The 24,291-nt window shown below is 71.2% G+C and carries 22 protein-coding genes; 15 read left to right on the top strand and 7 right to left on the bottom strand.

Annotated features, from left to right (window positions below; all coding sequences use genetic code 11):
* Nucleotide 1 precedes the first annotated feature (1 nt).
* From V6M57_RS01840 to V6M57_RS01800, 9 genes are all read left to right on the top strand, one after another.
* A complete protein-coding gene (locus V6M57_RS01840) occupies nt 2-973 on the top strand; it encodes an SMP-30/gluconolactonase/LRE family protein (RefSeq protein WP_332813275.1) in 972 nt (323 codons plus the stop codon).
* Entirely contained in the window at nt 973-2,217 is a 1,245-nt protein-coding gene (locus tag V6M57_RS01835; protein WP_332813274.1) for an ABC transporter substrate-binding protein, read from the top strand. Before V6M57_RS01840 ends, V6M57_RS01835 begins: the two co-directional genes overlap by 1 nt.
* Nucleotides 2,214-3,503 carry a branched-chain amino acid ABC transporter permease gene (locus V6M57_RS01830; protein WP_332813273.1) on the top strand — a complete coding sequence of 430 codons (1,290 nt, stop codon included), beginning with the start codon at nt 2,214-2,216 and terminating at the stop codon, nt 3,501-3,503. Before V6M57_RS01835 ends, V6M57_RS01830 begins: the two co-directional genes overlap by 4 nt.
* 6 nt (nt 3,504-3,509) lie before the next feature.
* Complete coding sequence (locus V6M57_RS01825; RefSeq protein WP_332813272.1) at nt 3,510-4,484, top strand: branched-chain amino acid ABC transporter permease; 975 nt, start codon at nt 3,510-3,512, stop codon at nt 4,482-4,484.
* Nucleotides 4,474-6,117: an ATP-binding cassette domain-containing protein gene (locus V6M57_RS01820; RefSeq protein ID WP_332813271.1), complete on the top strand. Its 1,644-nt coding sequence runs from the start codon at nt 4,474-4,476 to the stop codon at nt 6,115-6,117. The genes V6M57_RS01825 and V6M57_RS01820 overlap by 11 nt, the downstream gene beginning before the upstream one ends.
* Nucleotides 6,083-7,555 carry an aldehyde dehydrogenase family protein gene (locus V6M57_RS01815; RefSeq protein WP_332813270.1) on the top strand — a complete coding sequence of 491 codons (1,473 nt, stop codon included), beginning with the start codon at nt 6,083-6,085 and terminating at the stop codon, nt 7,553-7,555. Before V6M57_RS01820 ends, V6M57_RS01815 begins: the two co-directional genes overlap by 35 nt.
* 17 nt (nt 7,556-7,572) lie before the next feature.
* Nucleotides 7,573-8,271: a cysteine hydrolase family protein gene (locus V6M57_RS01810; protein ID WP_332813269.1), complete on the top strand. Its 699-nt coding sequence runs from the start codon at nt 7,573-7,575 to the stop codon at nt 8,269-8,271.
* Nucleotides 8,272-8,464: 193 nt separating this feature from the next.
* Entirely contained in the window at nt 8,465-9,412 is a 948-nt protein-coding gene (locus tag V6M57_RS01805) for a dihydrodipicolinate synthase family protein (protein ID WP_332813268.1), read from the top strand.
* Nucleotides 9,413-9,504: 92 nt separating this feature from the next.
* Nucleotides 9,505-10,698, top strand: a complete 1,194-nt coding sequence (locus V6M57_RS01800; RefSeq protein WP_332813267.1) for a CaiB/BaiF CoA transferase family protein — start codon at nt 9,505-9,507, stop codon at nt 10,696-10,698.
* 188 nt (nt 10,699-10,886) lie between these two features.
* Here the strand turns inward: V6M57_RS01800 and V6M57_RS01795 are convergent, their stop codons facing one another.
* Entirely contained in the window at nt 10,887-12,407 is a 1,521-nt protein-coding gene (locus tag V6M57_RS01795; RefSeq protein ID WP_332813266.1) for a sensor histidine kinase, read from the bottom strand.
* A gap of 155 nt (nt 12,408-12,562) precedes the next feature.
* Between V6M57_RS01795 and V6M57_RS01790 the strand changes: the two genes are divergently transcribed.
* Nucleotides 12,563-13,714 (top strand): DNA topoisomerase IB, encoded by a 1,152-nt coding sequence (locus tag V6M57_RS01790; protein WP_332813265.1) that lies wholly within the window; start codon nt 12,563-12,565, stop codon nt 13,712-13,714.
* 128 nt (nt 13,715-13,842) lie between these two features.
* Nucleotides 13,843-15,387, top strand: a complete 1,545-nt coding sequence (locus V6M57_RS01785; protein ID WP_332813264.1) for a hybrid sensor histidine kinase/response regulator — start codon at nt 13,843-13,845, stop codon at nt 15,385-15,387.
* On the opposite strand, the gene V6M57_RS01780 is transcribed toward V6M57_RS01785, so the two are convergent.
* Both V6M57_RS01780 and V6M57_RS01775 read right to left on the bottom strand, forming a co-directional pair.
* Entirely contained in the window at nt 15,372-16,004 is a 633-nt protein-coding gene (locus tag V6M57_RS01780) for a YitT family protein (RefSeq protein WP_332813263.1), read from the bottom strand. The two genes, V6M57_RS01785 and V6M57_RS01780, sit on opposite strands and share 16 nt — an antisense overlap.
* Nucleotides 16,005-16,075: 71 nt before the next feature.
* A complete protein-coding gene (locus V6M57_RS01775; RefSeq protein WP_332813262.1) occupies nt 16,076-17,002 on the bottom strand; it encodes a nucleotidyltransferase in 927 nt (308 codons plus the stop codon).
* A 193-nt stretch (nt 17,003-17,195) separates the two neighbouring features.
* On the opposite strand from V6M57_RS01775, the gene V6M57_RS01770 reads away from it, so the two are divergent.
* The gene (locus V6M57_RS01770; RefSeq protein WP_332813261.1) at nt 17,196-17,993 is read left to right on the top strand and encodes a metallophosphoesterase family protein; all 798 of its coding nucleotides are present in this window, start codon (nt 17,196-17,198) and stop codon (nt 17,991-17,993) included.
* A 435-nt stretch (nt 17,994-18,428) separates the two neighbouring features.
* Here V6M57_RS01770 and V6M57_RS01765 read toward each other — a convergent pair whose 3' ends face one another.
* Complete coding sequence (locus tag V6M57_RS01765; RefSeq protein WP_332813260.1) at nt 18,429-18,809, bottom strand: TraR/DksA family transcriptional regulator; 381 nt, start codon at nt 18,807-18,809, stop codon at nt 18,429-18,431.
* 182 nt (nt 18,810-18,991) lie between these two features.
* Here V6M57_RS01765 and V6M57_RS01760 point away from each other — a divergent pair, with 182 nt between their 5' ends.
* The 3 genes from V6M57_RS01760 to V6M57_RS01750 are packed head-to-tail and all read left to right on the top strand — an operon-like array spanning nt 18,992 to nt 21,514.
* Nucleotides 18,992-19,429, top strand: a complete 438-nt coding sequence (locus V6M57_RS01760; protein WP_332813259.1) for a universal stress protein — start codon at nt 18,992-18,994, stop codon at nt 19,427-19,429.
* A gap of 20 nt (nt 19,430-19,449) precedes the next feature.
* Nucleotides 19,450-20,832, top strand: a complete 1,383-nt coding sequence (hemN, locus tag V6M57_RS01755; RefSeq protein WP_332813258.1) for an oxygen-independent coproporphyrinogen III oxidase — start codon at nt 19,450-19,452, stop codon at nt 20,830-20,832.
* Nucleotides 20,833-20,845: 13 nt separating this feature from the next.
* Nucleotides 20,846-21,514: a sulfite exporter TauE/SafE family protein gene (locus V6M57_RS01750; RefSeq protein WP_332813315.1), complete on the top strand. Its 669-nt coding sequence runs from the start codon at nt 20,846-20,848 to the stop codon at nt 21,512-21,514.
* Nucleotides 21,515-21,551: 37 nt separating this feature from the next.
* Here V6M57_RS01750 and V6M57_RS01745 read toward each other — a convergent pair whose 3' ends face one another.
* From V6M57_RS01745 to V6M57_RS01735, 3 genes are all read right to left on the bottom strand, one after another.
* Nucleotides 21,552-22,826: a c-type cytochrome gene (locus V6M57_RS01745; RefSeq protein WP_332813257.1), complete on the bottom strand. Its 1,275-nt coding sequence runs from the start codon at nt 22,824-22,826 to the stop codon at nt 21,552-21,554.
* The gene (locus V6M57_RS01740) at nt 22,823-23,521 is read right to left on the bottom strand and encodes a c-type cytochrome (protein WP_442968765.1); all 699 of its coding nucleotides are present in this window, start codon (nt 23,519-23,521) and stop codon (nt 22,823-22,825) included. Before V6M57_RS01740 ends, V6M57_RS01745 begins: the two co-directional genes overlap by 4 nt.
* 82 nt (nt 23,522-23,603) lie before the next feature.
* Nucleotides 23,604-24,212 carry a DUF1326 domain-containing protein gene (locus tag V6M57_RS01735; protein ID WP_332813256.1) on the bottom strand — a complete coding sequence of 203 codons (609 nt, stop codon included), beginning with the start codon at nt 24,210-24,212 and terminating at the stop codon, nt 23,604-23,606.
* Nucleotides 24,213-24,291 lie beyond the last annotated feature (79 nt).

The following is a 24,291-nucleotide window of genomic DNA, read 5'->3' as shown; positions in this document are numbered from 1 at the left end:
CATGTTCAACCCCTTCGGCCCCGTCGAGCGCATCCCCGCCCGGGTGTGGTCGCGCATGCCGGCGAAGTACCGCCGCGGCAAGCGCAGCGCGTGGGCCGATGCCAACCGCGGCGGCGAGCTGCTGGACTGCTTCCTGGAGGGCCCGAGCTTCGACCGCCAGGGCCGGCTGTGGCTGGTGGACGTGCCGTTCGGCCGCGTCTTCCGGATCGACCCGGACGGTGCCTGGGAGCTGGTCACCGAATACGACGGCTGGCCCAACGGCCTGAAGATCCACCGCGACGGCCGCATCTTCATCTGCGACTATCGCCGCGGCCTGCTGGGCCTGGACGCTGCGTCCGGTGCGGTCGCGCCGGTGCTGGAGACGGTGCACAGCGAGAGCTTCAAGGGGCTGAACGACCTGCACTTCGCGCCCAACGGCGACCTCTGGTTCACCGACCAGGGCCAGACCGGCGTGGCCGACCCGACCGGACGGCTGTACCGGCTGCGCGCCGGCGGCGCGCTCGACAAGCTGCTGGACTGCATCCCCAGCCCGAACGGCGTCACCCTCGCGGGCAGCGGCCGCCATGGCTACGTCGCGGCCACCCGCAGCCAGCAGGTCTGGCGCGTGCCGCTGATGGCCGATGGCGGCGTCTCCAAGGTGGGCGTCGCGATTCAGCTGTCCGGCGGGACCGCCGGGCCCGATGGCATCGAGACGGACGCCGAGGACGGCCTGCTGGTCTGCCACCTCGGCGTGGGCGTGTGGCGCTTCGACGCCCGCATGCTGCCGACGCACCTGGTGCAGCCGGCCGCCGACGAGACCCACCTCACCAACCTGGCCTTCGACCCGCGCGAGCCGCGCGACCTGTACCTGACCGCCTCGCTCACCGGCACCGTGCAAGTCGCCCGCATGCCGGTGCCGGGTCGGCCGCTTTTCGCCCATTCACCAGCGCCCGGGCCGCTTCTGCCCGAAAACATGACCCAAGGAGATCAGTGATGCGCATGACCCCCCCATCCATACCGCGCGCCGTGTTCGCTGCCGCGCTGGGCATCGGTTTCGCGTTCGGCGCCGCCGCGGTCCACGCGCAGCAGGCCGCCGGTGGCGAGCTGAAGATCGGCACCTTGCTGCCGATGACCGGCCCGGCCGCGCAGTTCGGCCCGCCGATGGCCGCCGCCGTCGAGCTGGCGGCCAAGGACGTCAACGACGCCGGCGGCGTGCTGGGCCGCAAGCTCACGCTGGTGCATGCCGACGAGGCGGGTGACGCGAACATCGCGTCCCAGGCGCTGGACCGCCTGCTCAGCCAGAACGTGCGGGCCATCATGGGTACCGGCTCGACTTCGGTGACGCTGTCGCTGCTGGACAAGGTGGTGCGGGCGCGCGCCTCGATGTGCTCGGGCGCGAACACGGGGCCCCAGCTGACCGCCTATCCGCACCAGGGCTACTTCGCGCGCACCTCCTACTCCCAGGTGCTGCAGGGCCCGGTCTACGCGCAACTGGCGATCGAGGACGGCCACAGCAGGATCGCCATCCTGGCGCGCGGCGATGCCTTCGGCAAGGGCCTGGCCGAAGCCATCGAGCAGTCGTTCAAGGCGGCTGGCGGCGAGGTGCTGGCCACCATCGTCTACGACCCGGCGCAGACCAGCTTCGACTCCGAGGTCCAGCGCATCGCCGGCCTGCGCCCCGAGGGCGTGGCGGTGATCGGCTACGACGAGCGCGGCAAGATCTTCCGCTCCATGATCGAGCGCGGCCTCGGGCCGCGCAACATCGGCGTGTACACCACCGGCGTGCTGGGCCCCGATTTCTGGAAGGGCGTCAACCCGGCCGACGCCGCGGTGCTGGAGAAGGTCAAGCAGGGCGGCTCGGTGCTGACCATCCGCGGCAACGACTTCGGCCCGCGCCTGGCGGCCCATGCGCCGGGCCTGCGCACCAACCAGTTCGCCCCCGAGCAGTACGACTGCCTGGTGATCACGGCATTGGCGATGACCGCGGCCAAGTCGACCGACCCCGCCGTCTACAAGAGCCAGGTGCCGCTGGTCACCAAGGGCGAGGTCGAGTGCACCAACTACCGCGACTGCGTGCGTGCGCTGTCGGCGGGCAAGACCATCGCCTACGTGGGCCCGACCGGACCGACCCGGCTGACCGACAAGGGCGACCCGACCACCGCGCGCTTCCAGATCTACGCGGTCGACGCCAAGGGCGTGTCGCAGCCGGTGCGCCAGGTGCAAGTGAAGGCGCCATGACGGCAATCAGGCTCCTGATCGCCTGCTTCCTGATGGGGGCCGGGCTGTTGGTCGCAGCCGTGCCGGCGCAGGCCGGCACGGCGATCGGCGGCACGCTGCGCGTGAAATCCGCCGATGCACCCGAGCCCGTTCCGGGTGTCGAGCTGGCGGTGCAGTCCACCCAGGGCGGCGAGACCTTGCGCGGCCGCTCCGGGCCGGACGGCCGCTTCGAGATCGCGCTGCCGGCGGCCGGGCCGTACCGCGTCACCCTGGAAGCCAAGACCCTGCCGGACGGCGTCGTGCTGCCGGCGGGCCGCTCGCCCACGCTGACGGTGGACGTGCAGGAAGGGCAGAGCAAGCTGGTGCTGTACCCGCTGGAGCGTGCCGGCGCCGTGCAGCAGCGCCAGGGGCCTTCGGTGGCGACGCGGGTGATGCAGGTGGTGCTGGACGGTACGGTGTTCGGCCTGATCATCGCGATGGCGGCGGTGGGGCTGTCGCTGATCTACAGCGTCTCGCGCATCATCAACTTCGCGCATGGCGAGTTCATGACGCTGGGGGCCTTGCTGGCCTTCCTGCTCAGCTCGATGGCCGGCGGCCCGCAATGGCCGCTGATCGCCTCGGCAGCGCTCGCCGTGCTGGCGGTGGGAGCACTCGGCGGTGCCCTGGGGACCGGGCTGCTGCGGCCGCTGGAGTCGCGCGCCAAGGAGCACTTCGCGATCCTGGTGTTCACCATCGGGCTGTCGTTCGCCATGCGCTACCTGCTGCTGGCGCTGTTCGAATCGAACACCCAGCCGTACCGCGAGTACGCACTGCAGGAGCCGCTGCGCCTGGCCGGCCTGGCCATCACGCCGCGCGACCTGGTGGTCTGCACGGTGGCGGTACTGGCGCTGCTCGGGCTGGGCGTGCTGCTGCTGCGCACCCGCCTGGGGCGCGCCATGCGCGCGGTGGCGGGCGACCCCGGCCTGGCCGAGGCCACCGGCATCGACGTCAACCGGATCAAGCGCGACATCTGGATCGTCGGCTCGGCCCTGGCCGCCACCGGCGGCGTGCTGATGGCGGTGAGCCACCAGGTGCGCTGGGACATGGGTTACCAGACGCTGATGTTCGTGTTCGCCGCCGTCATCCTCGGCGGCATCGGGACCGCCTTCGGAACGATCGCCGGCGGCATCGTGCTGGGCATCTGCATGGAGCTGAGCACGCTGGTGTTCCCGGTCGAGCTCAAGACGGCGCTGGCGATGCTGGCGCTGGCCGCCGTGCTGCTGGTGCGCCCGCAGGGCCTGTTCAATCGCGCGCAGCGCGTGGGGTAGATCGACGTGGATTTCCTGGAGCTTCTCTCGCTCACGGCGCGTGCCGCCGTGTCGCCCGAGGCGGCCGTGCTGGCGCTGGCCGCGGTCGGCCTGAACCTGCACTACGGCTACACCGGCCTGCTGAACTTCGGCCAGGCCGGCTTCATGATGATGGGCGCCTACGGGCTGGCGATCGGCGTGCTGTCGCTCGGCCTGGGCTTTGCCGGCGCGCTGGCGATGGCGCTGGCCTTCGCCGTCGTGCTGGCGCTGCTGATGGGACTGCCGACCCTGCGGCTGCGCGCCGACTACTTCGCGATCGTCTCGCTGGCGGTCACCGAGTCGCTGCGGCTGCTGTTCCGCAGCAGCTGGATGGAGCCGGTCACCGGCGGCGTGCAGGGCCTGCAGCGCTTCGGCGACGGCTTCTTCGCGCTGAACCCGATCCCGCCCGGCGACTATGTCCTCGGTCCGCTGCACTGGAACGAGGCCCAGCTGTTCCTGTGCGGGGTGGCGTGGGCGACCGTGGTCGTCACCATCCTGTTCGTGCGGATGCTGGTCGCCTCGCCCTGGGGCCGCGTGATCCGTGCGATCCGCGACAACGAGCCGGGGCCGACCTCGCTGGGCAAGCCGGTGTTCCGCTACAAGATGCAGAGCCTGGTGCTGGGCGGGCTAATCGGCGCCCTGGCCGGCGTGCTGCTGGCGCTCAGCCACCAGGACGTGAACCCCGAGACCTACCTGCCGACGATGACCTTCTTCGCCTATACCGGGCTGGTCCTGGGCGGCATGGGCAAGGCCTGGGGACCGGTGTTCGGGGTGGCGATCTTCTGGATGATCGTGGCGCTGACCGACGGCCTGCTGGCCGGCGCCAGCCAGACGCTCTCCTGGCTGGGGCCGCAGCAGGTCAGTGCCGCACGCTTCGTGCTGCTCGGCGCCGGGCTGATGCTGCTCGTCATGTACCGGCCCGACGGCCTGTTCGGAAAGCGGGGGCTGCGCCGTGCCGCATGATCCTGTCATCCTGAAGGCGCAGGGCGTGGTGCGCCGCTTCGGCGGCTTCACCGCCGTGGACGTCGAGCAGTTCGCGATCGCGCGCGGCGCCATCACCTCGCTGATCGGCCCCAACGGAGCCGGCAAGAGCACCTTCTTCAACGTGCTGTCCGGCTTCATGCGGCCCTCGGCCGGCAGCTGGAGCTTCGACTCGACCGAGATCTCGCAACTGGGCGCGCACCGCGTGGCCCGCCTCGGGCTGGTGCGGACCTTCCAGCACACGGCGGTCGCCGCGCGCTTGTCGGTGCTGGAGAACGTCATGCTCGGCGCCAAGGACCCCACGGGCGAGACCTTCCTGTCGGCGCTGTGGCCGGTGCGCTGGCGACCGGCGCAGCGGCGCCTGGCCGAACGTGCCACCGAGGTGCTGGAGCGCTTCAAGCTGGCCCACCTGCGCGACGAGCCGGCCAGCGTGCTGTCGGGCGGCCAGCGCAAGCTGCTGGAGATGGCCCGGGCCCTGATGGCCGAGCCGAAGCTGCTGCTGCTGGACGAGCCTATGGCCGGCGTGAACCCGGCGCTGCGCGATTCGCTGCTCGAGCACATCGTGGCGCTCAACCGGCAGGGCACCAGCGTCCTGATCATCGAGCACGACATGGAGCTGGTGCGCCGCATCAGCGACCACGTGGTGTGCATGGCCGAGGGACGCATCATCGCCGAGGGACAGGCCGCTCAGGTGGCCGCCGACCCGGCCGTCATCGAGGCCTACCTCGGTGCGCGCCGCGCCGGTGCCGCCCCCGCCCGGCTGCAGCCGCAGCCGCAGCCGCGTCCAACCGAAGGCCAGGCGCCGATCCTGGCGGTGCAGGACCTGGTGGCCGGCTACCTGCCAGGCGTGGACGTGCTGCGGGGCTGCTCGCTCGAGCTGCATGCGGGCGAGATCGTCGGCATCTTCGGGCCCAACGGCGCCGGCAAGTCGACCCTGCTGAAGTCGGTGTTCGGCATCGCGCGCACCCGCGCCGGCACGATCCGCCACGAAAGCCAGGACATCACCGGATCGCCCGGCCATCGGCTGGTGGCGCGCGGCATCGGCTACGTGCCGCAGCTGGAGAACGTGTTCGCCCAGCTGACGGTGCTGGAGAACCTGCAGACCGGCGTGTTCATCGCCCCGGACCGCTGGCGCGACGGCTTCGACTACGTGCGCGGGCTGTTCCCGCCGCTGGAGCGCCTGTTGCAGAAGCGTGCCGGCGACCTCTCGGGCGGCGAGCGGCAGATCGTGGCCCTGGCCCGGGCCCTGATGCTGCGCCCCTCGCTGCTGCTGCTGGACGAGCCCTCGGCCGGCCTGTCGCCGATCATGCAGGAGCAGGTCTTCGAGTTCATCGCGGCGATCCGCTCGCAGGGCGTCGCCGTGCTCATCGTCGAGCAGAACGCGCGGCGCTGCCTGGAGATCTGCGACCGCGGCTACGTGCTCGACCAGGGCCGCAATGCCTACACCGGCACTGGCGCGCAGCTGCTCAACGACGAGCGCGTCGAACACCTCTACCTCGGGGCGCGCCCGGCGCAGGACGAGAGCGAATCGTCCGAAGGCGCCCGCCCACCCGCGTTTTCACCCATCCATGGAGCAATGAATGTCACAGCAACGGCACGCCCCCTTCCTCATTGACGGCCAGGCGGTCGAAGCGCTGGAGGGCGGCACGATCGACGTGCGCAACCCGGCCAATGGAAGCATCGCCGGCACCACCGCCTGGGGCACGGCGGCCGACGCCGACCGCGCGCTGGCCGCGGCCCAGGCCGCCTTCCCCGGCTGGGCGGCGACCGACGTCGAGATCCGGGCCAGGCTGCTGCGCCGCACCGGCGAGCTGATCCGCGAGCGCCGAATGGAGATTGCGCAGGCGCTGACCAGCGAGCAGGGCAAGCCGATCGTCGACAGCCTGCGCGAGATCGACTACACCGCCCGCGTGTTCGAGTTCTACGCCGACATGGCGCCGCTGCGCGCCGACGCCTGGAAGCACCCGCAGGAGAACGCCATCTCGAAAGAGCTGCGGGTGCTGGTGATCCACCAGCCGCTCGGGGTGGTGGTCACCATGGTGCCGTGGAACTACCCGGTCGACATCTTCGCGTGGAAGGTCGCGCCGGCGCTGGCGGCCGGCTGCACGGTGGTCAACAAGCCCTCGCCGCTGACACCGCTGTCGACCGCGCTGACGGTGCAGTGCCTGGTGGACGCCGGCATTCCCGCCGGCGTCATCAACAACGTCGTCGGCAGCAACGAAGGCCTGTCGATGAAGCTGATCCGCGACCCGCGCTCGCGCCTGGTGACCCTGACCGGCTCGATCGAGACCGGCCAGATGGTGATGCGGGAAGCCGCGACCGAGCTCAAGCGGATCGTGCTGGAGCTGGGCGGCCAGTGCCCCATGATCGTGATGCCCGATGCCGACATCGACCTGGCGGTCGCGGCCGCCGTGCAGCGCTCGTACACCAACATGGGGCAGATCTGCCTGTCGGTCAACCGCATCTACGTGGCCGAGAAGATCCGCGGCCGCTTCCTCGACGCCTTCGTCGAGGCGACCCGGGCGGTGCGGCCCATGGACGGCGCCGCGCCCGGCGCGCTGTTCGGCCCGATGATCAACGACGCGCAGATCGAGCGCGTCCAGCGCCACGTGCAGGATGCCGTGGCGCGCGGCGGCAGGCTGCTGGCCGGCGGCCAGCGGCTCACCGGCGCCGGCTACGACGGCGGCAGCTTCTATGCCCCCACGGTGCTGGCCGACACGCCGGACGACGCGCTGGTCATGTGCGAGGAGACCTTCGGGCCGGTGGCGCCGGTGGTCGGCTACTCGTCCACCGAGGAGGTGATCCGCCGTGCCAACGCCACCCGCTTCGGCCTGGCCGGCTACATCTACAGCCAGGACATCGGCCAGGCGCTGCAGCTGGCCGAGCGGCTCGAGTTCGGCGGCGTCGGCATCAACGTCAACGACGTGTGCGAGCTGCAGGCGCCGTTCGGCGGCTGGAAGCACAGCGGCGTCGGGCGCGAGCTCGGCAGCGAAGGCCTGCTGGCCTACATGGAGGCCAAGCACATCCGCATGCGCCTGCCGGCGCTGGCCTGAGGGCCGGGGAGACTGCCATGAGTGCCGCCGTTTTCCCCGCCTTCGACTTCGAGCTGGAACTGCCGGCCGCGCTGATCGTGATCGACATGCAGCCGGTCGGCGTCTCGCCCGGCGTCGGGCTGGTCAAGTCGATGGAGAGCAGCTCGCCCGGCTACACCGACTACCTGGTCGGGCGGGTGCGCGACGAGGTGGTGCCGGCGATCGGCCGGCTGCGCCAGGCCTTCCGCAGCGCCGAACAGGACGTGGTGTTCATGCTGTTCGGCTCGGTCGTGGGGGACGGCTCCGACGTCCGCACATCCACCATCCGCTACCGCAGCGAGCAGCGGCGCAAGGCGACCGGCGCCTCGGTGCTGACCTCGCGCGCGGATCCGGCCAGCGACGTCATCGCGGAGCTGAGCCCGGAGCCGGGCGACCTCGTGCTGAGCAAGACCTCCATGGACAGCTTCGTGTCCACCCGGCTGCACGAGCAGCTGCAGCAGCGGGGCATCCGCTCGGTCGTGGTGACCGGGGTCTACACCGACGCCTGCGTCGAGAGCACCGCCCGCAACGCGGCGGAGCTGGGCTACCGCGTGTTCGTCGCGTCGGATGGCTGCTGCGCCTGGCGGCCCGAGTTCCACGAGCAGAGCCTGGCCAACCTGGCGCGGTACTTCGCCCGGGTCGAAAGCGCGGCGACGCTGGCGGACCTCGTGGAACGGGCCGCCGGCCCCAAGTCATGACCCGCGAACCGACCGGCGGCAGCACGACGCAACGGCGCGACGCCTGCATCGGGCCGTGCACCGACGATTCGCCGCACGCGGCGCGCAGCGATTTCGTTCGGCGCCTGCTCCTTCTTTCCAAACTCCGATCCTCGGCCGCCGCGCCGCCGGCCGAGCTTCCATTCCCCCGACCGTCCGGCGCGCCGGATGGCCAATGGCGTTCACCGACATGACGACTTCCAAGCAAGACCTGGCCGGCGTGCTCTCGCCGGTCCTCACCCCTTTCAACGCGGACTACAGCCCGGATCCCGACCGGCTGATCCGGCATTGCCGCTGGCTGCTGCAGCAGGAGGTCGGGCTGGCCGTGTTCGGCACCAACTCCGAAGCGAACTCGCTGGCGCTCACCGAGAAGCGCCGGCTGCTGGATGCGCTGCTCGAAGCGGGCCTGCCGGCCTCGCGCATGATGCCGGGGACCGGCTGCTGCGCCCTGCCCGAAAGCATCGAGCTGACCCGGGCGGCCGTCTCGGCGGGCTGCGCCGGCGTGCTGATGCTGCCGCCGTTCTTCTACAAGAACGTCTCGGAGGAGGGCCTGTACCGGGCGTTCTCGACCGTGATCGAGGCGGTGGCCGACGATCGCCTGCGGCTGTACCTGTACCACATCCCGGCGGTGTCGCAGGTGCCGATCACGCACGGCCTGGTGCAACGCCTGCTGGAGCGCTACCCGGGCTGCGTGGCCGGCATGAAGGACAGCTCCGGCGACTGGAACAACACGCGCAGCATGATCGAGGCTTTCGGCCCTGCCGGGTTCCAGGTGTTCGCAGGCAGCGAAACCTACCTGCTGGCGACGATGCGCGCGGGTGGGGCGGGTTGCATCACGGCCACCGGAAACGTGAACCCGGGTCCGATCCTCGAGCTCTTCAAGTCGTGGCAGGCCCCGGATGCACAGCAGCAGCAGGACCGGCTGGATGCCACGCGCGAGGCCTTCGCGAAGTTCCCCCTGATCGCGGCCATGAAGGCGGCGATCGCGTGGAAGTCGGGACGCCGCGACTGGCTCACCGTCAGGCCGCCGCTGGTGAACCTCTCGCCCGGCGAGGAAACGCAGCTCCACGAGCGGTTGGACGCCGTTGGATTCGACCTGCCGGGCGCCGGGCAACTGGCCTGAGCGGTGACCATGGCGACATCAATCGAGGGTCGGGGGTGCGGCTTGCTTCGCGGCCCCTCGCCGGCTGCGCCGCGGCGTTCTGAGGTGGACACGTGGAACAAGGTGCATTGAAAGGCATCCGCGTCCTCGATCTGTCGCGGGTGCTGGCAGGCCCGTGGGCGGGGCAGATGCTGGGCGATCTCGGGGCGGACGTGGTCAAGGTCGAACGACCCGGCAGCGGCGACGACACCCGCGCCTGGGGGCCTCCCTGGCGAGAGCCAGTCAGGCCCGGTAGCGCCGCAGAGTCGGCCTACTTCACCTGCGCGAACCGGAACAAGCGTTCAGTGGCGCTGGATCTGGCGGACCCGCACGGGCAGCTTGTCGTGCGGGAACTCGCGTCGAAGGCGGATGTCCTGATCGAGAATTTCAAGGTGGGCGGCTTGCGGCAGTACGGCCTCGATTACGAAAGCCTGCGCGAGGCGAATGCCCGGCTGATCTACTGCTCGATCACGGGATTCGGCCAGACCGGACCGTATGCGCAGCGACCAGGCTACGACTTCCTGATCCAGGGGATGGGTGGCCTCATGAGCATCACCGGCCGGCCCGATGGTGAGGCGGGAGGAGGGCCCATCAAGGTCGGCGTCGCGCTGGTCGACGTCATGACGGGCCTGTACGCGTCCACGGCCATCCTGGCGGCGCTGCATCACCGCGCCGCTACCGGCCGCGGGCAACACATCGACGTTGCGTTGCTCGACGTGCAGGTCGCAGCGCTTGCCAACCAGGCCTCGAACTACCTGGTGGGCGGCAAGGTGCCGGGCCGCATGGGGAACGCCCACCCCAGCATCGTTCCCTACCAGGATTTCCCGACCGCCGATGGATACATGATCCTCACGGTGGGCAATGACGGACAGTTCGCGCGCTTTTGCGCGGTTGCGCAGCATCCTGAGTGGGCGACGGACGAGCGATTCCGCACCAACACCGCCCGGGTGGAGCATCGCGAGGAACTCCTGGACCTCATCCGCGCCGCCACGGTGCGCAGGACGACATCTGAATGGATCGAAGTCCTCGATGAGGCGGCGGTCCCGTGCGGCCCCATCAACGACTTGCGCCAGGCGTTCGACGACCCGCAGGTGCGCGCCCGCGGTCTGCAGGTGGAACTCCCGCATCCGGATGGCGGCACGACTCGCCTCGTCGGCAATCCCCTGCGGCTGTCCGGCTCGCCAGTAACCTATCGCCACGCGCCACCTCCGCTCGGCGCCCATAACGGGTCCGTGCTCCTGGAATGGCTGGGGGCCGGGAGCCGGTGAGGCGAATCGGCCATGGTACGCACCGCGAGCCGCGACAGAATCGTCGCGGCTGTGAAAACGCAGGTACAAGAATCCGATCCACGGCGAGTGGGTAGGCGCTGGCAGCGCCTCCCGCAATCTCAATCCATCCGATACGCGCGACCTTGGGGCGAAGAGCCTGGCGAAGTCGGCGCGCCCCTTGCGACCGATCAGGCGCTGGCGGAAGGACGGACGGGGGCCAGCGGCAGCCGGAACCCGAAGGTCGCGCCCTTGCCCACGCCTTCGCTGTGCGCCGACATGCTGCCGCCGTGCATCTGCACCAGCGTGCGGGCCAGCGCCAGCCCCACGCCCAGGCCGGTGTCGGTGGCGGTCGGCGACAACCCGGTCGCCCCCTGCGCGAACAGCTCGAACATGTGTTCCAGCTCCTCGGGGGCGATGCCGCGGCCGTTGTCGGCGACCGAGACTTCGATGCTGCCCTCGGGTCGGCGCAGCGTCACCGTGATGCGCCCGCCCTCGGCGGTGTACTTGGCAGCGTTGACCAGCAGGTTCTGCAAGACCTGCGCCAGCCGCGTGGGGTCGCCGTGCACGGGGTGCGGCCCCGGCGGCACCTCGACCGACAACGCGTGCGCGCGGCCCTCGATCAGCGGCCGCACGGTCTCCACGCTGCGCGCGACGACCTCGGACATGTCCACCGGCTCGCAGCGCAGCTTGATCTTGCCGGTGGTCAGGCGCGACACGTCCAGCAGGTCGTCGACCAGCCGGGTCATCTGGGTCAGCTGCCGGTCGATCACGTCGCGCATGCGCTGCACCGGCGCGGGCAGCTGCTCGTCCAGCTTCTGCATGATGGTCACGGCATTGCGGATCGGCGCCAGCGGATTGCGCAACTCGTGCGCCAGCATCGCCAGGAACTCGTTCATGCGGCGGGTCGAGCGCTCCAGGTCGGCGATCTTGCGCTGCACCGACAGGTCCTGCGTGACCTTGGCATAGCCGGCCAGCTGGCCGCTGCTGCCATGGATCGGGGTGACCAGCACCCGGCCCCAGAAGCGGCTGCCGTCCTTGCGCACGCGCCAGCCCTCGTCCTCGAAGCGGCCGTCCGCGCGCGCCAGCGCCAGCTCGCGCTCGGGCTTGCCGGCCGCGCGGTCCTGCGACGAGAAGAAGATGCCGAAGTGCCGGCCCATGATCTCGCTGCCGGTGTAGCCGTGGATCAGCTCGGCGCCGCGGTTCCAGCTGCGCACGTTGCCTTCGGCATCGAGCATGAAGATGCCGTGGTCGGCAATGCCGTTGACCAGCAGGCGGAAGGCCTCCTCGCTGGCGCGCAGCGCCTCCTCGTGCCGGCGCCGCTCGCTGAGGTCGCGCGTGACCTTGGCGAAGCCGCTCAGCTCGCCCGTGTCCGGTTCGCGCAGCGCCGTGATCACCACGTTGGCCCAGAAGCGGCTGCCGTCCTTGCGCACCCGCCAGCCCTCGTCCTCGAAGCGGCCGTCGCGCGCGGCGCGCCTGAGCTCCTCCTGCGGCCAGCCGGTGGCCACCGCTTCGGGCGGATAGAAGACCGAGAAGTGCCGGCCGACGATCTCGTCTCGGGTCCAGCCCTTGAGCTTCTGCGCCCCCCTGTTCCACGACGCCACGTGGCCGCCGGGGTCCAGCACGAAGATGGCGTAGTCGACCACGGCTTCGATCAGCAGCTGGAGCCGGGAGTCGAAGTTGGCGATGGGGGAGGGCGGAGCGACGGCCAAGGCAATCAGCGAACGGCGATGGACACGATTCATTATCACGTCGGCAGACGCACAGCTGTGCTCATCGGCACGCTGTCGGGAAGGAGTCGCCATGCAGGCGCAGTCCGCGTCCTACCTGCGCGCCCGCCTGAACGCTGCAGGATGGCGGCACGACCATGAAGCAACGGCGGCCGGCAGGCGAAGACGATCCGCAGCGGGCCGCGCATTCGGCCGGCCTGGTGCACGTGAGCGATGAGGATCCGGGCATCCGCCGCGAGCCGGCGGCGGCCGGCTTCGACTACTTCCATGCCGGCGGTGCGCCGGTCCGGGACGAACGCACCCTTGCGCGCATCCGCAGCCTGGCCATTCCGCCGGCCTGGACCGGCGTGTGGATCTGCCCGTCGCCGCAAGGCCACCTGCAGGCCACCGGTCGCGACGCGCGCGGGCGCAAGCAGTACCGCTACCACCCGCGCTTTCGCGAGGTGCGGGAGGACAACAAGTACAGCCGCCTGCCTGGGTTCGCGCAGGCGCTGCCCCGGCTGCGCGCCGCCGTCGCGCGGCACATGGCGCTGCGCGGGCTGCCACGCGAAAAGGTGCTGGCCACCGTGGTGCACCTGCTGGAGAGCACGCTGATCCGGGTCGGCAACGACGATTACGCCCGCCGCAACCGCAGCTTCGGACTGACGACGCTGCACAACCGGCATGTCGAGGTCGAGGGCTCGCGGCTGCGCTTCCAGTTCAAGGGCAAGAGCGGCAAGAGCTGGCGCCTGCAACTGCACGACCGGCGCGTGGCCAAGGTCGTGCGGGCCTGCCAGGACCTGCCCGGCCAGCGCCTGTTCCAGTACGCCGACGAAGCCGGCGTCCTGCGCGAGGTGACCTCCACCGACGTGAATGCCTACCTGCGGGAGATCACGGGTCGCGACATCACGGCCAAGGACTTCCGCACCTGGGCCGGCACGGTGATGGCGGCGCTCGCGTTGCAGGCGGCGGACAGGCCCGGCACGCAGGCGGAGCTGAAGAAGACGCTGCGCGAAGCCATCGAGGGAGTGGCCGCGAAGCTGGGCAACACCCCGGCGATCAGCCGCAAGTGCTACGTGCACCCGGAAGTGTTCGCGGCCTGGCAGGCGGGCGAGCTGGCGCTGGACATCCAGCCGGCCGGCGAGGGCGGTGAAGCCGGCCTGCTGCCCGAAGAGGCCGCGGTGCTGGCGCTCCTGCAGGAGCGCCTGTCGCGCACGGTGGCTGGCGAGCTGGGCCGCAGCCTGGCCGCGCTGAAGGGGCCGGGAAAGGGCGGGGGCATGCGTGGCGGTCGCCAGCGGCTGCACGCTTGAGCAGGCGGCCGGGCAGCCTGCACCCCGGCCATGGAAAAGGCCACTGCGTTCATGGCCGACTTGACTCATGGCAAGCACAGCAGCCAATAATGTGCCTCGGCTGCACATAGCAGTCACAGGGAGGCACCATGCAACCCGCACCGGCCCCGAGCGACGCTGGATCCGAGTCGCTGACCCCCGTGTCGGCGCCCATCGCGTGGATCACCGACGCGCGGGGCCATTTCACCGCACCCCAGCCGGCCTGGTCCGAGTACACCGGCCAGGCGTGGGACGAGTACCGTGCGCTGGGGTGGCAGAAGGCGGTCCATGCCGATGACCTGACGGTCCTGTGGCGCAGCCTGCTCGACGCGCGCGAGCACCTCGGCCCCTACGCGGCCGAGGCGCGCATCTGGCATGCGCCGAGCCGCAGCTACCGGTACTTCGAGATCCGGGCCGTGCCCCAGCTCGACGCAGACGGCCGCATCCGCGAATGGATGGGCACCTGCATCGACGTGCACGAGCGGCGCAGCAGCGAGCAGGCGCTGCGCATCGCCGACCGGCGCAAGGACGAGTTCATGGCGGTGCTGGCGCACGAGCTTCGCAATCCGCTGGCGCCGATCCGCCATGCGGTGCACGTGCTCAAGGTCTGCCGCGACGATGAAGCGCGCTCGGCGTGGGCGCGCGACATCATCGAGCGCCAGGTCGAGCAGATGTCGCGGCTGCTGGACGACCTGCTCGACGTCACCCGCATCGCGCGCGGCCAGCTGGAGGTCCGGCTCCAGCGCATCGACCTGGCCGAGCCGCTGGAGCGGGCCATCGAGACCAGCCGCCCGCTGCTCGACGCCAACGGACACTCGTTCGAAGCCGACCTCCCCCGGGGAGCGCTGGTGGTGCAGGGCGACGCCCCGAGACTGGCGCAGGTGTTCGCCAACCTGTTGAACAACGCAGCCAAGTACACCGACCGCGGCGGCCGCGTCCGGCTCAGCGCCGGGGCCGAGGACGGCCAGGCGGTCGTGCGGGTCCGCGACAACGGCATCGGCATCGACCCGGCCGTGCTGCCCCGCCTGTTTCGCATCTATTCGCAGGCCGTCCCCGCGCGCGCCCGTGCCGAAGGCGGGCTCGGCATCGGGCTGTCGCTGGTGCGCGGGCTGGTGGAAATGCAGGGCGGATCGGTGCAGGCGCATTCCGAAGGGGCGGGCCGCGGCAGCGAGTTCGTGGTGCGGCTGCCGCTGGTGGCCCAGGAAGCGGCAACGCCCGACCGCCGCGCGCCCGCCGCCGAGCCACTGCGCCTGCGGGTGCTGGTTGCCGACGACCACCCCGATGCGGCGCAGACGCTGGCGGTGCTGCTGGAGGTGATGGGCCACGAGGTGCGCGTCGCCGCCGACGGCGAGGAAGCGGTCGAGATGGCCGCTTCGTTCGAGCCGCATGCCGTGCTGCTGGACATCGGCATGCCGCGCATGGACGGCTATGCCGCGGCCCGGCGCATCCGCGAAAAGAGCCCCGGCACCCTGCTGATCGCCGTGACCGGCTGGGGCCGCCACGAGGACGTGAGCAAGACGGCTGCCGCCGGCTTCGACCACCACCTGGTCAAGCCCGTCGGCCCCGGCCAGGTGGCCAGGCTCCTCGCCGACGCCATGCGCGACCGGCAGGCCGGGCCGACCGCCCCAGGCCCGGTGGCTCAGCCGGTGAAATAGCGCCCCGGCCGGTGGTTCACGGCCAGCACCAGGTTCAGCACCACCACCGCCAGCACCGATGCCAGCACGCGGGGCAGGTCGGCCACCAGCAGGCCGCCGCCCAGCACGATCAACGCATCCAGGCCCATCTGCACCTTGCCCGCGCTCAGGCCCGAGCGCTCCTGCAGGTACAGGGCCAGGACGTTCAGGCCGCCCAGGCTGGCCCGGTGGCGGAACAGCACCAGGATCGCCACCCCGCACAGCAGCCCGCCCAGCACCGCCGCCAGCAGAGGGTCCACGCGCGAGATCGCCAGCCCGTTCGGCAGCAGCCAGGCGAACAGCGCCATCAGGCTCACGGCCAGCAGTGTCTTCAGGGTGAACTCGCGTCCCATCCGCAGGAGCGCCAGCGCGTAGAACGGCGCATTGACCAGCAGCAGCGCGATCGGCAGCGGCACGTGGGCCGAGTAGTGCAGCAGCAGCGACAGCCCCACCGTGCCGCCGGTCACGAGGCCGGCCTGCTGGAACAGCACCAGGCCCAGCGCAGCCAGCAGGGTGCCCGTCAGCAGGGCCTGCAGGTCCTCGAAGGCGGCATGGCGCACCGGGGCAGAACCGGCCAGCGTGGCGGAAGGAGGGGGCATGGCGCCGAACGTATCGGCCCGCGGCCTTCAGGGGATTGACTTGCGTCAGGGCGGCCGTGGTCCGGCCGGGGTCACTGCGGCCGGAAACCGCGCCCGCGCGGGCGTGCCGGAACCGGCAGCGGAACGGGCCCCTCCGGCGCCGCTGCCACCGCCGCGTCCGCCAGCGCTTCGGCTTCCTCCTGGCGGGCCGGGATGGCCTCCGTCCAGCTCTCGACATCGCCCGGCGTCATGGTGCTCAGCGGCGTCAGGCGGCCGTCGACGTAGCCCAGCCTTTCGATGTCGTGCAGGTACTGCTCGCGCGACAGCAGCGTGCCGGCGCACACGCGCGGGTCTTCCGCCGGCGCTTCGCCGGTCTCCTGCGCCAGCCGCCCGAGCAGCGTGTCCATCACCCAGCGCGGCACCCGGTGCCGCTCGCCCGGGTAGACGAAGCCGAACAGGGTCAGGTGGGCGAGCAGCACCCGCCAGTGCGGGCCGAAGCGGCGCACCAGCCGCGGCCAGTCGAGCTGCTCGGCGTTGGCCTGCACCAGGTGCGCGATGTCGGCGCCGTCGAACCGCTCCCGCTCCATGATGAAGGCCTTGGACAGCAGCGAGTCCTCGATGTTGGCGATCAGCACCGGCACGCCCAGCACCTGCGCCTGCGCATTGCCCTCGAACCACTCGTCGTCCACCGGCGTGACGCCGTTGCCCGAATTGAAGATCAGGTCGATGAAGTCCTCGCCGGCGTACACCTTGGCCAGCCAGTGGGGAAAGGCCAGCTCGGTGCGCCAGCCCTGGGCCCGCATCAGCGAATCGACCCGTTCGTAGTGCTCGCGGCGGATGAACAGGTCCAGGTCCTTGGTGGACCGCCGGATGCCGGTGAAGCAGGCATGCGCGAAGGCGCCGCCCACCAGGAAGGGCACGCCGGCATCCGACAGTTCCTGCAGCGCGCGGCGGTAGAACGCCGCCGTGCCGGGCAGGACCTCATCCTCCAGCGAGGGGGCGAGTGCGAGGGCGGACATGCTGGGCGGGTCATGGCGATTCGGGATGAAAGCCTAATGCGCAACCCGTCCGCCGCCATCCGGGCAAGAAGCCTCAAGCGGCGTCGGCGGGCGCCTACAGGCCGCGGCGGCGGTTGGACGATGCCGCCGGCGCCGCAGGCACGGCAGCATGGGGCTCCGGCGGCGCCGTGCCGCGACAACCAGAAGAACCCGAATGCCCAAGACCCGGACGGCTTCCTCCGCCCGCGTGCGCTTCGCCGCCGTCGGCGACCTGCACGCCACCCGCGATTCCGCAGGCCACCTGCGCGGCTTCTTCGCCGAGGCCACCGAGCACGCCGACGCGCTGCTGCTGTGCGGCGACCTCACCGACTACGGCACGGCGGAGGAAGCCCACGTGCTGGCCGACGAGCTGGCCATGGTGAAGGTGCCGGTCGTGGCCGTGATGGGCAACCACGACTTCGAGTCCGGCATGCCCGAGAAGGTCTGCGAGATCCTCGCCCACGCCGGCGTGCGCGTGCTCGATGGCGAGGCCTGCGAGATCGAGGGCGTGGGCATCGCCGGCGCCAAGGGGTTCGCCGGCGGCTTCGGACGCGGCTCGCTGGGCGCGTGGGGCGAGCCGGCGATCAAGCTGTTCGTCAAGGAAGCGCAGAACGAGGCCATGAAGCTGGAATCGGCGCTGGCCAAGCTGCGCATGCCGCGCAAGATCGCGTTGCTGCACTACTCGCCGATCGCCGGCACCATCGCCGGCGAACCGCCGGAAATCTACCCCTTCCTGGGCAGCAGCCGGCTGGAAGAGCCGCTGCTGCGCTACCCGGTGGATGCGGTGTTCCACGGGCACGCCCACCGCGGCACGCTGGAGGCGCGCACCATCAACGGCGTGCCGGTGTTCAACGTGGCGCGGCCGCTGCTGCAGCGCACGCGGCCGGGGCACGCGCCGTTCCGCCTGTACGAACTGCCGCGCCAGGCGGGCGACCCGGCCGACCAGCCACTCGCCGTCCACGCGGCCAGTTGAGCAAGAAGACCGACAGGAAACAGGACAAGCAACCCCGCCGGGACAGCAAGGACCTGCCTCTGGACCAGCTGCACCCCGCCAGCGCCATGGGCAAGCGCGCCAAGGGTGGCGACAAGTTCAGCAACCGGGCCCTGGGGGCGGCGATAAGGCCGGCGTGCCGGCGCCCCGGCCACGCGCGGGCCGTCGAAGAAGGACAAGGGCACGGGTTGAGCGCAAGGGTCGCCCTTGCGCCGATGGTTGTCATTGCGGCCTCGAGCCGCAATCCATCACCCGCCCGCAATGCGCCGATCGTGCGGGTTCGGGCCGCCGGAGATGGATCCCGGCCTTGCGCCGGGATGACACAGGGCGGGGATGAGAGGGGAAGGTGGCGCAGCGTTTGCGACCGCGGCAAGCCGGGCGCAGGCCGCCAAGGGGCTTGTCCGGGGGAATTGCCGCTCAGTGCGTGCGTGCCGCCCGGCGCTCCAGCCACTGCTGGCAGGACGCGCAATGGGTGGCGGTGGGCAGCGCGGACAGCCGGCGCGGGTCGATCGCTTCGCCGCACTCCTGGCAGAAGCCGTAGCTGCCTTCGGCCAGCCGGCCGCGCGCAGCCTGCAGCCGCTGCAGTTCGGCGACGACCTGGGCCGCCTGGGCCTCGTCGACCACCGCCTGGGTCTCGGCGACCGCCATGTCCTTGAAATCGCCCACCTCGCGCTCGTCGGCGCCCTGCATCGCCCCCAGCGTGCAGGCCTGCAGCAGGGACCGCAGTTCGGCCTCGCGCCGGGCCAGCTGCTGGCCCACCTCGGTGGCGCGGACGGGATCGGGCAGCAGGGTGGGCATGGGAACTCCTGGGCGAAACTGGCATTCGATTGTGGGAATGCAGGGCCCGCGCTGCTTTGACTTGCCTCAAGCACGCGGCTCGTCCGTTCCGCAGCCCTGCGTTGACACATGTCAAGCCGTTTTCCGCCCGCGCGAGCGAGCATTGCGGCATCCACCCGTCCAACACCCTTGAGGAGGTTCCCATGTTCAAGCACATCCTGCTGGCCACCGATGGCTCCGAGGCTTCCGCCCGCGCCGTGCAGCTCGCGGTGGGAATGGCGCGCGAGCAAGGCGCCCGGCTGACCGCGCTGTACGTGGTCGATCCCTACCCCTACCTGGGCGTGGGCGAGGCCAACCCGATGGGCTTCCAGGCCTACATGTCGGCGGCGCTGGAGTACGCCGCGCAGGCGCATGCCGCGGTGATCGCCGCCGCCGACGCCGAGCCCAAGGTGGACGTGCAGCTGCGCCGCGTCGAGGACGTGGCCGCTGCCAAGGGCATCACCGAGAGCGCGCGGGAGCTGGGCGCCGACCTGATCGTGGTCGGCTCGCACGGCCGCTCCGGACTGCAGCGGCTGATGCTGGGCAGCGTGGCCGCCAAGGTGGTCGCGCAGGCCGAGATCCCGGTGCTGGTGGCGCGCTGAGAACCCGGGACGACCGACACATGGCCAAGCTCCCGGTTTCCGACGACCTGCTGCGGCGCTTCGACGTGCCGGGGCCGCGCTACACCTCCTACCCCACCGCCGACCGCTTCGTCGACGCGTTCACCGAGGCCGACTACCTGGCGGCGCTGGCGCAGCGCGCGGCCAGCCCGGTGCCGCAGCCGCTGTCGGTGTACGTGCACATCCCGTTCTGCGAGCAGCTGTGCTACTACTGCGCCTGCAACAAGATCATCACCAAGCACCACAATCGCTCGCCGGTCTACCTGGAGTACCTGCAGCGCGAGCTGGACATGCACGCGCTGCACCTGGGGCGGCGCCAGTCGGTGTCGCAGCTGCACCTGGGCGGCGGCACGCCCACCTTCCTGACCGACGACGAGCTGCGCCAGCTGATGGCGATGCTGCGGCGCGCCTTCGACATCGCGCCCGGGGGCGAGTACTCGATCGAGGTCGATCCGCGCACGGTCGACGAAGGCCGGCTGCGCGCGCTGGCCGAAATGGGCTTCAACCGGCTGTCGTTCGGCGTGCAGGACTTCGACCCGGACGTGCAGAAGGCGGTGCACCGCGTGCAGCCGGCCGAGCTGGTGTTCGCGCTGGTGGAGGCCTCGCGCCGCATCGGCTTCGAATCCATCAACGTCGACCTGATCTACGGCCTGCCCAAGCAGACGCCGCAGTCGTTTGCGCGCACGCTGGTGCAGGTGTGCGAGTTGCGGCCCGACCGCATCGCGCTGTACGGCTACGCCCACCTGCCCGAGCGCTTCAAGGCGCAGCGGCGCATCAACAGCGACGAGATCCCGCTGGGCGGCGACAAGGTCGCGATGCTGTCGCAGGCGATGGCGGCGCTGCTGGACGCCGGCTACGAGTACATCGGCATGGACCACTTCGCGCTGCCCAGCGACGCCTTGGCCGTGGCCAAGCGGCAGGGGCGCCTGCACCGGAACTTCCAGGGCTACAGCACCCACCCGGACTGCGACCTGGTCTCGCTGGGCGTGTCCGCCATCGGCCGCGTCGGCACCACCTACAGCCAGAACGCCAAGACGCTGGAGGAGTACTACGACCTGCTCGACCAGGGCCGGGTGCCGATCGTGCGCGGGCTGTCGTTGACGCGGGACGACCTGGTGCGCCGCGCCGTGATCATGGCCATCATGTGCCAGGGCCAGCTGCAGTACGAGGACATCGAGGCCGGCTGGCTGCTGGATTTCCGCAGCTACTTCGCCTCGGAACTCGAGCGGCTGCAGTCGCTGGCCGCCGAGGGGCTCGTGGCCGTGGACGACAAGGGCATCGAAGTCACGCCGGTCGGCTGGTTCTTCGTGCGCGCCGTGGCCATGGTGTTCGATCGCTACCTGCACGCCAACGCCAACCGCTCGCGCTTCTCGCGCATCCTGTGAGCGGCCCGCCGTGATCTCCCTCTCCCTGGCCGGCACGGCGCTGCTGATGGGCATCGCCGGCGCGCCGCACTGCGCGGCGATGTGCGGCGCCGCCTGCGGCGGCCTCGCGTCCGGCGCGCGACCGGCGCGTGCGCGCTGGCTGTTCCAGGGTGGGCGGCTCGCCGGCTATGCGGCCGCCGGTGCCGTCGTGGCCGGCGCCGTGCAGGCCTTCGCTTCCCTCACGCAGCACGCCGCCGTGCTGCGCCCGGCCTGGACCTTGTTCCACCTGGTCGTGCTGGCCTGGGCGCTGTCGCTGGTGGTGCTGGCGCGCCAGCCGGCCTGGGTGAGCAGCGCCGGGCGCAGCGCCTGGACGCGCATCCGCCCGATGGCGCAGCGCAGCGGCGGCCTGTTCGCCGCCGGCGCCCTGTGGATCTTCATGCCCTGCGGCCTGCTCTGGTCGGCGCTGCTGGTGGCCTCGCTCAGTGGCGGCGCGCTGGAGGGCGCCGCCTCGATGGCGCTGTTCGGCGCCGCCAGTTCCAGCGGGCTGCTGCTCGGCCCCTGGCTGTTCGCCAGGCTCAAGCAGGCCGGCAACCGCCTGCGCCAGGACTGGGGCACCCGGGCCGCCGGCGTGCTGCTGGCCGGCGCGGCGGGCTGGGCGTTGTGGATGGACCTGGCGCAGCGGATCGCCGTCTGGTGCGCGTAGGGCCGGTCGCCCTCGTCCACGCCGCATCGGCTCCCCCTCACCGGACTCTCTGCACGTCCAGCGGCATCACCGCCGGAGCGGCGTTGCCCCATGAGCTGCGCACGTAGCTGGCGACGGCGGCAACCTCCGCATCGCTCAGGCTCAGGCCGAAGGGCTGCATGCCGAAGGGGCGCGGATGCCCGGCCGTGGTCGGCGGAAAGCCGCCACTGAGGATGACGCGCACCAGGTTGGCACTCGAGGCCATCGTCACGGTCCGGTGCCCGGCCAGGGCGGGGTAGGCGGCGCCTGCGCCTTCGCCCTGCTTCCCATGGCACTGGGCGCAGTGGTTGCCGTAGACGCGGGCGCCGAGTTCCAGCACCTCGTGGGACGCACGCGCGGGCGTGGCGGCGGGCGGATCGTGCCGCGGCACTTGCTTCAGGAAGGTCGCCATGGCGCGCAGGTCGGCTTCCGCCAGGTGCTGCGTGCTGCTGAACACCACCTCCGCCATGGGCCCCATCGCCGCGCCGCGCGGCGAGTCGCCGGTCTTGAGCAACTGCACGATCTCGTCGATCGACCAGTCCTGCACGCCGGCTTCGGCCGGTGACGCGAGGGATGGGGCGTACCAGTTCTGCATCGGGATCAGGCCCCCGCTCAGTTCCAGCCTGTCGTTGGTGGCGCCGAAGGCGTTGCGCGGCGCATGGCAGGCCTGGCAGTGGGCCAGCCCCCGCACCAGGTAGGCGCCGCGGTTCCACTCGTCGGATTTCGCGGGATCGGGCCTGAACTCGGCCGGGGAGAAGAACAGCGCGCGCCAGACCGCCAGGGCCGCCTGCCGGTCGTACGGAAAGCGCAGGGCGTGTTCCCGGTTCGGCCGCTGCACGGCCGGCCGGCTCTGCAGGAAGGCGTACAGCGCGTCGGAGTCCTGGCGGGTGACCAGCGTGTATTCGGTGTAGGGGAAAGCCGGGTACAGCAAGCGCCCGCCCTTCGAGCGCCCGTGGTGCATCGCCCGCCAGAATTCCGCCGCGGACCAGTTGCCGATGCCGGTGGCGGGGTCGGGCGTGATGTTGCCGGCGTAGACGATGCCGAACGGCGTCGGAATGCCCTTGCCGCCGGCGAACGCGGGCCCGCCGCGCTCGGTGTGGCAGGCGGCACAGTTGCCGGCCCGTGCCAGATACGCGCCGCGCTCCAGCAGCTGAGGAGTGACGGGAACGCTGGTCGCCTGTGCGGGGAGTGGCTCCTCGCCGCGCACGTTCGACCAGGCCACCCACGCTGCCGCGGCCAGCAGGAGCGCCAGGACGGCGAGGGCTGCCCGCAATCCTGTCGGCAAGCGTTTCATCGCGCGGCGCTCCCGCATTCCAGCGGCAGCTTCGCCGGCAGGGAACCGGCCGGCGCCGGCCCCGGCGCCACCGGCTGCGAAGACAGCCAGACGGCCGCCGCGCTGACGTCCTCGAGCGACATCCGCCGGGCCACTTCGGCCATGCAGTCCGGCTGGGCCGCGCGGCGCGCGCCCGTGCGCCAGGCGCCGAACTGGCCCAGCACGTAGTCGCGCGGCAGGCCCAGCAGCCCCGGCATCGCCGGGTTGACGCCCGTCATCGCGTCGCCATGGCATTGCGTGCAGGCCGGGATGCCGCGCCCGGGGTCGCCCTGGCGCACCAGCTGCTCGCCGCGCGCCAGCACCGCGGCCGGCGCCCCCGTGGTCTGCGGCGGCGGGTAGGGCAGGTCGAGTCCGGCAAAGTACCCGGCGATCTCGCGCAGGTAGGCGTCCGACATGTGGTCCACGAGGTAGGCCATGGTCGCGTTCCTGCGCCGGCCTTCGCGGAAGTTCACCAGCTGGTTGTACAGGTAGCCGGCCGGCTTGCCGGCGATGCGCGGGAAGAAGCCGTGGTTGGTGGCGCGCCCCTCCTTGCCATGGCAGACCACGCAGGCCTGCATGCGTTGCGCCATGTCGTCCGGCACGGTGAGGGCCGCCGCGGGCACACAGGCCAGGACCGAACCGAAGGCGAGCGCGAGGGTGGGCCGGCGGGCGAGCACGAGTGGGATCGCCGGGCCAGCTCGTGGAAGCTCTTGCCTTGCAGCCTGTGCGCGGGCCGATCGGGCGGCAGCCGGACCGGGACTAACCCGACCAGGCGAACGGCGCGAAGTGGCCGTTGCGTTCGCCGCTGCTGTCGTTCCAGTCCATGCCGAACACGTTGAAGCGGCTGCGCGTGGCCTTGCCGAGGTAGACGCGGCTGCTCACGGGGTGGCCGGTGTTTTCCAGCGAGATCGCCTGTTCCGGATTGGCGCCGGGAACGCCTTCGCACGCCTGGTCGACCAGTTCCCCGGCGCGCACCGCCCGTGTCAGCCGGTCGGCTTCGAAGCGGATCGGGCTGCGCTCCATGCCCGCCATCCGTCCCACCAGCGGCGCCAGCGCCGCCATCGGACCGCCGGCGGCGCCGGACGCGATGGCGCCGATCGCCTCGGCCTGCGAGTCGGTGGCGCGCTCGTCCACGATGAGGCCGACCGTGATGTTGCCGGCGCCCATGGGCCCCGGCGACTGCAGCATGACGATGAAGGACAAGCCGTCGAGCTGGGTGCCGTCCTTCTCGCCCCGGTCGATGCGCATCGCGACCGCGGCCTTGCAGTCGCCTTCGGTCGGCCTCGCGGCCAGGTTGGAAGACAGGCAGGGACAGAGGTAGGCGCAGTTGCAGGTTTCCATGTATTCGCCGGAGATGTGCCAGCTCATCGCTTTCTCCTGAGGATGCGAAGTCATCCGTGATGCCGGATGGGGTTGCCGCCACGGATGGCGGGGAGTGGCAGCTTAG

Origin of the sequence: Ramlibacter sp. (assembly GCF_036676645.1) — a bacterium.
Lineage (GTDB): Bacteria > Pseudomonadota > Gammaproteobacteria > Burkholderiales > Burkholderiaceae_C > Ramlibacter.
This window is presented reverse-complemented; position numbering and strand designations above follow the sequence as displayed.

Excerpts from the sequence above, each read along its gene's own strand:
- V6M57_RS01840 (WP_332813275.1), top strand. The coding sequence starts at position 2 with ATGTTCAACCCCTTCGGCCCCGTCGAGCGCATCCCCGCCCGGGTGTGG.
- V6M57_RS01835 (WP_332813274.1), top strand. The coding sequence starts at position 973 with ATGCGCATGACCCCCCCATCCATACCGCGCGCCGTGTTCGCTGCCGCG.
- V6M57_RS01830 (WP_332813273.1), top strand. The coding sequence starts at position 2,214 with ATGACGGCAATCAGGCTCCTGATCGCCTGCTTCCTGATGGGGGCCGGG.
- V6M57_RS01815 (WP_332813270.1), top strand. The coding sequence starts at position 6,083 with ATGTCACAGCAACGGCACGCCCCCTTCCTCATTGACGGCCAGGCGGTC.
- V6M57_RS01810 (WP_332813269.1), top strand. The coding sequence starts at position 7,573 with ATGAGTGCCGCCGTTTTCCCCGCCTTCGACTTCGAGCTGGAACTGCCG.
- V6M57_RS01805 (WP_332813268.1), top strand. The coding sequence starts at position 8,465 with ATGGCGTTCACCGACATGACGACTTCCAAGCAAGACCTGGCCGGCGTG.
- V6M57_RS01790 (WP_332813265.1), top strand. The coding sequence starts at position 12,563 with ATGAAGCAACGGCGGCCGGCAGGCGAAGACGATCCGCAGCGGGCCGCG.
- V6M57_RS01785 (WP_332813264.1), top strand. The coding sequence starts at position 13,843 with ATGCAACCCGCACCGGCCCCGAGCGACGCTGGATCCGAGTCGCTGACC.
- V6M57_RS01780 (WP_332813263.1), bottom strand. The coding sequence starts at position 16,004 with ATGCCCCCTCCTTCCGCCACGCTGGCCGGTTCTGCCCCGGTGCGCCAT.
- V6M57_RS01775 (WP_332813262.1), bottom strand. The coding sequence starts at position 17,002 with ATGTCCGCCCTCGCACTCGCCCCCTCGCTGGAGGATGAGGTCCTGCCC.
- V6M57_RS01770 (WP_332813261.1), top strand. The coding sequence starts at position 17,196 with ATGCCCAAGACCCGGACGGCTTCCTCCGCCCGCGTGCGCTTCGCCGCC.
- V6M57_RS01765 (WP_332813260.1), bottom strand. The coding sequence starts at position 18,809 with ATGCCCACCCTGCTGCCCGATCCCGTCCGCGCCACCGAGGTGGGCCAG.
- V6M57_RS01760 (WP_332813259.1), top strand. The coding sequence starts at position 18,992 with ATGTTCAAGCACATCCTGCTGGCCACCGATGGCTCCGAGGCTTCCGCC.
- hemN (WP_332813258.1), top strand. The coding sequence starts at position 19,450 with ATGGCCAAGCTCCCGGTTTCCGACGACCTGCTGCGGCGCTTCGACGTG.
- V6M57_RS01745 (WP_332813257.1), bottom strand. The coding sequence starts at position 22,826 with ATGAAACGCTTGCCGACAGGATTGCGGGCAGCCCTCGCCGTCCTGGCG.
- V6M57_RS01735 (WP_332813256.1), bottom strand. The coding sequence starts at position 24,212 with ATGAGCTGGCACATCTCCGGCGAATACATGGAAACCTGCAACTGCGCC.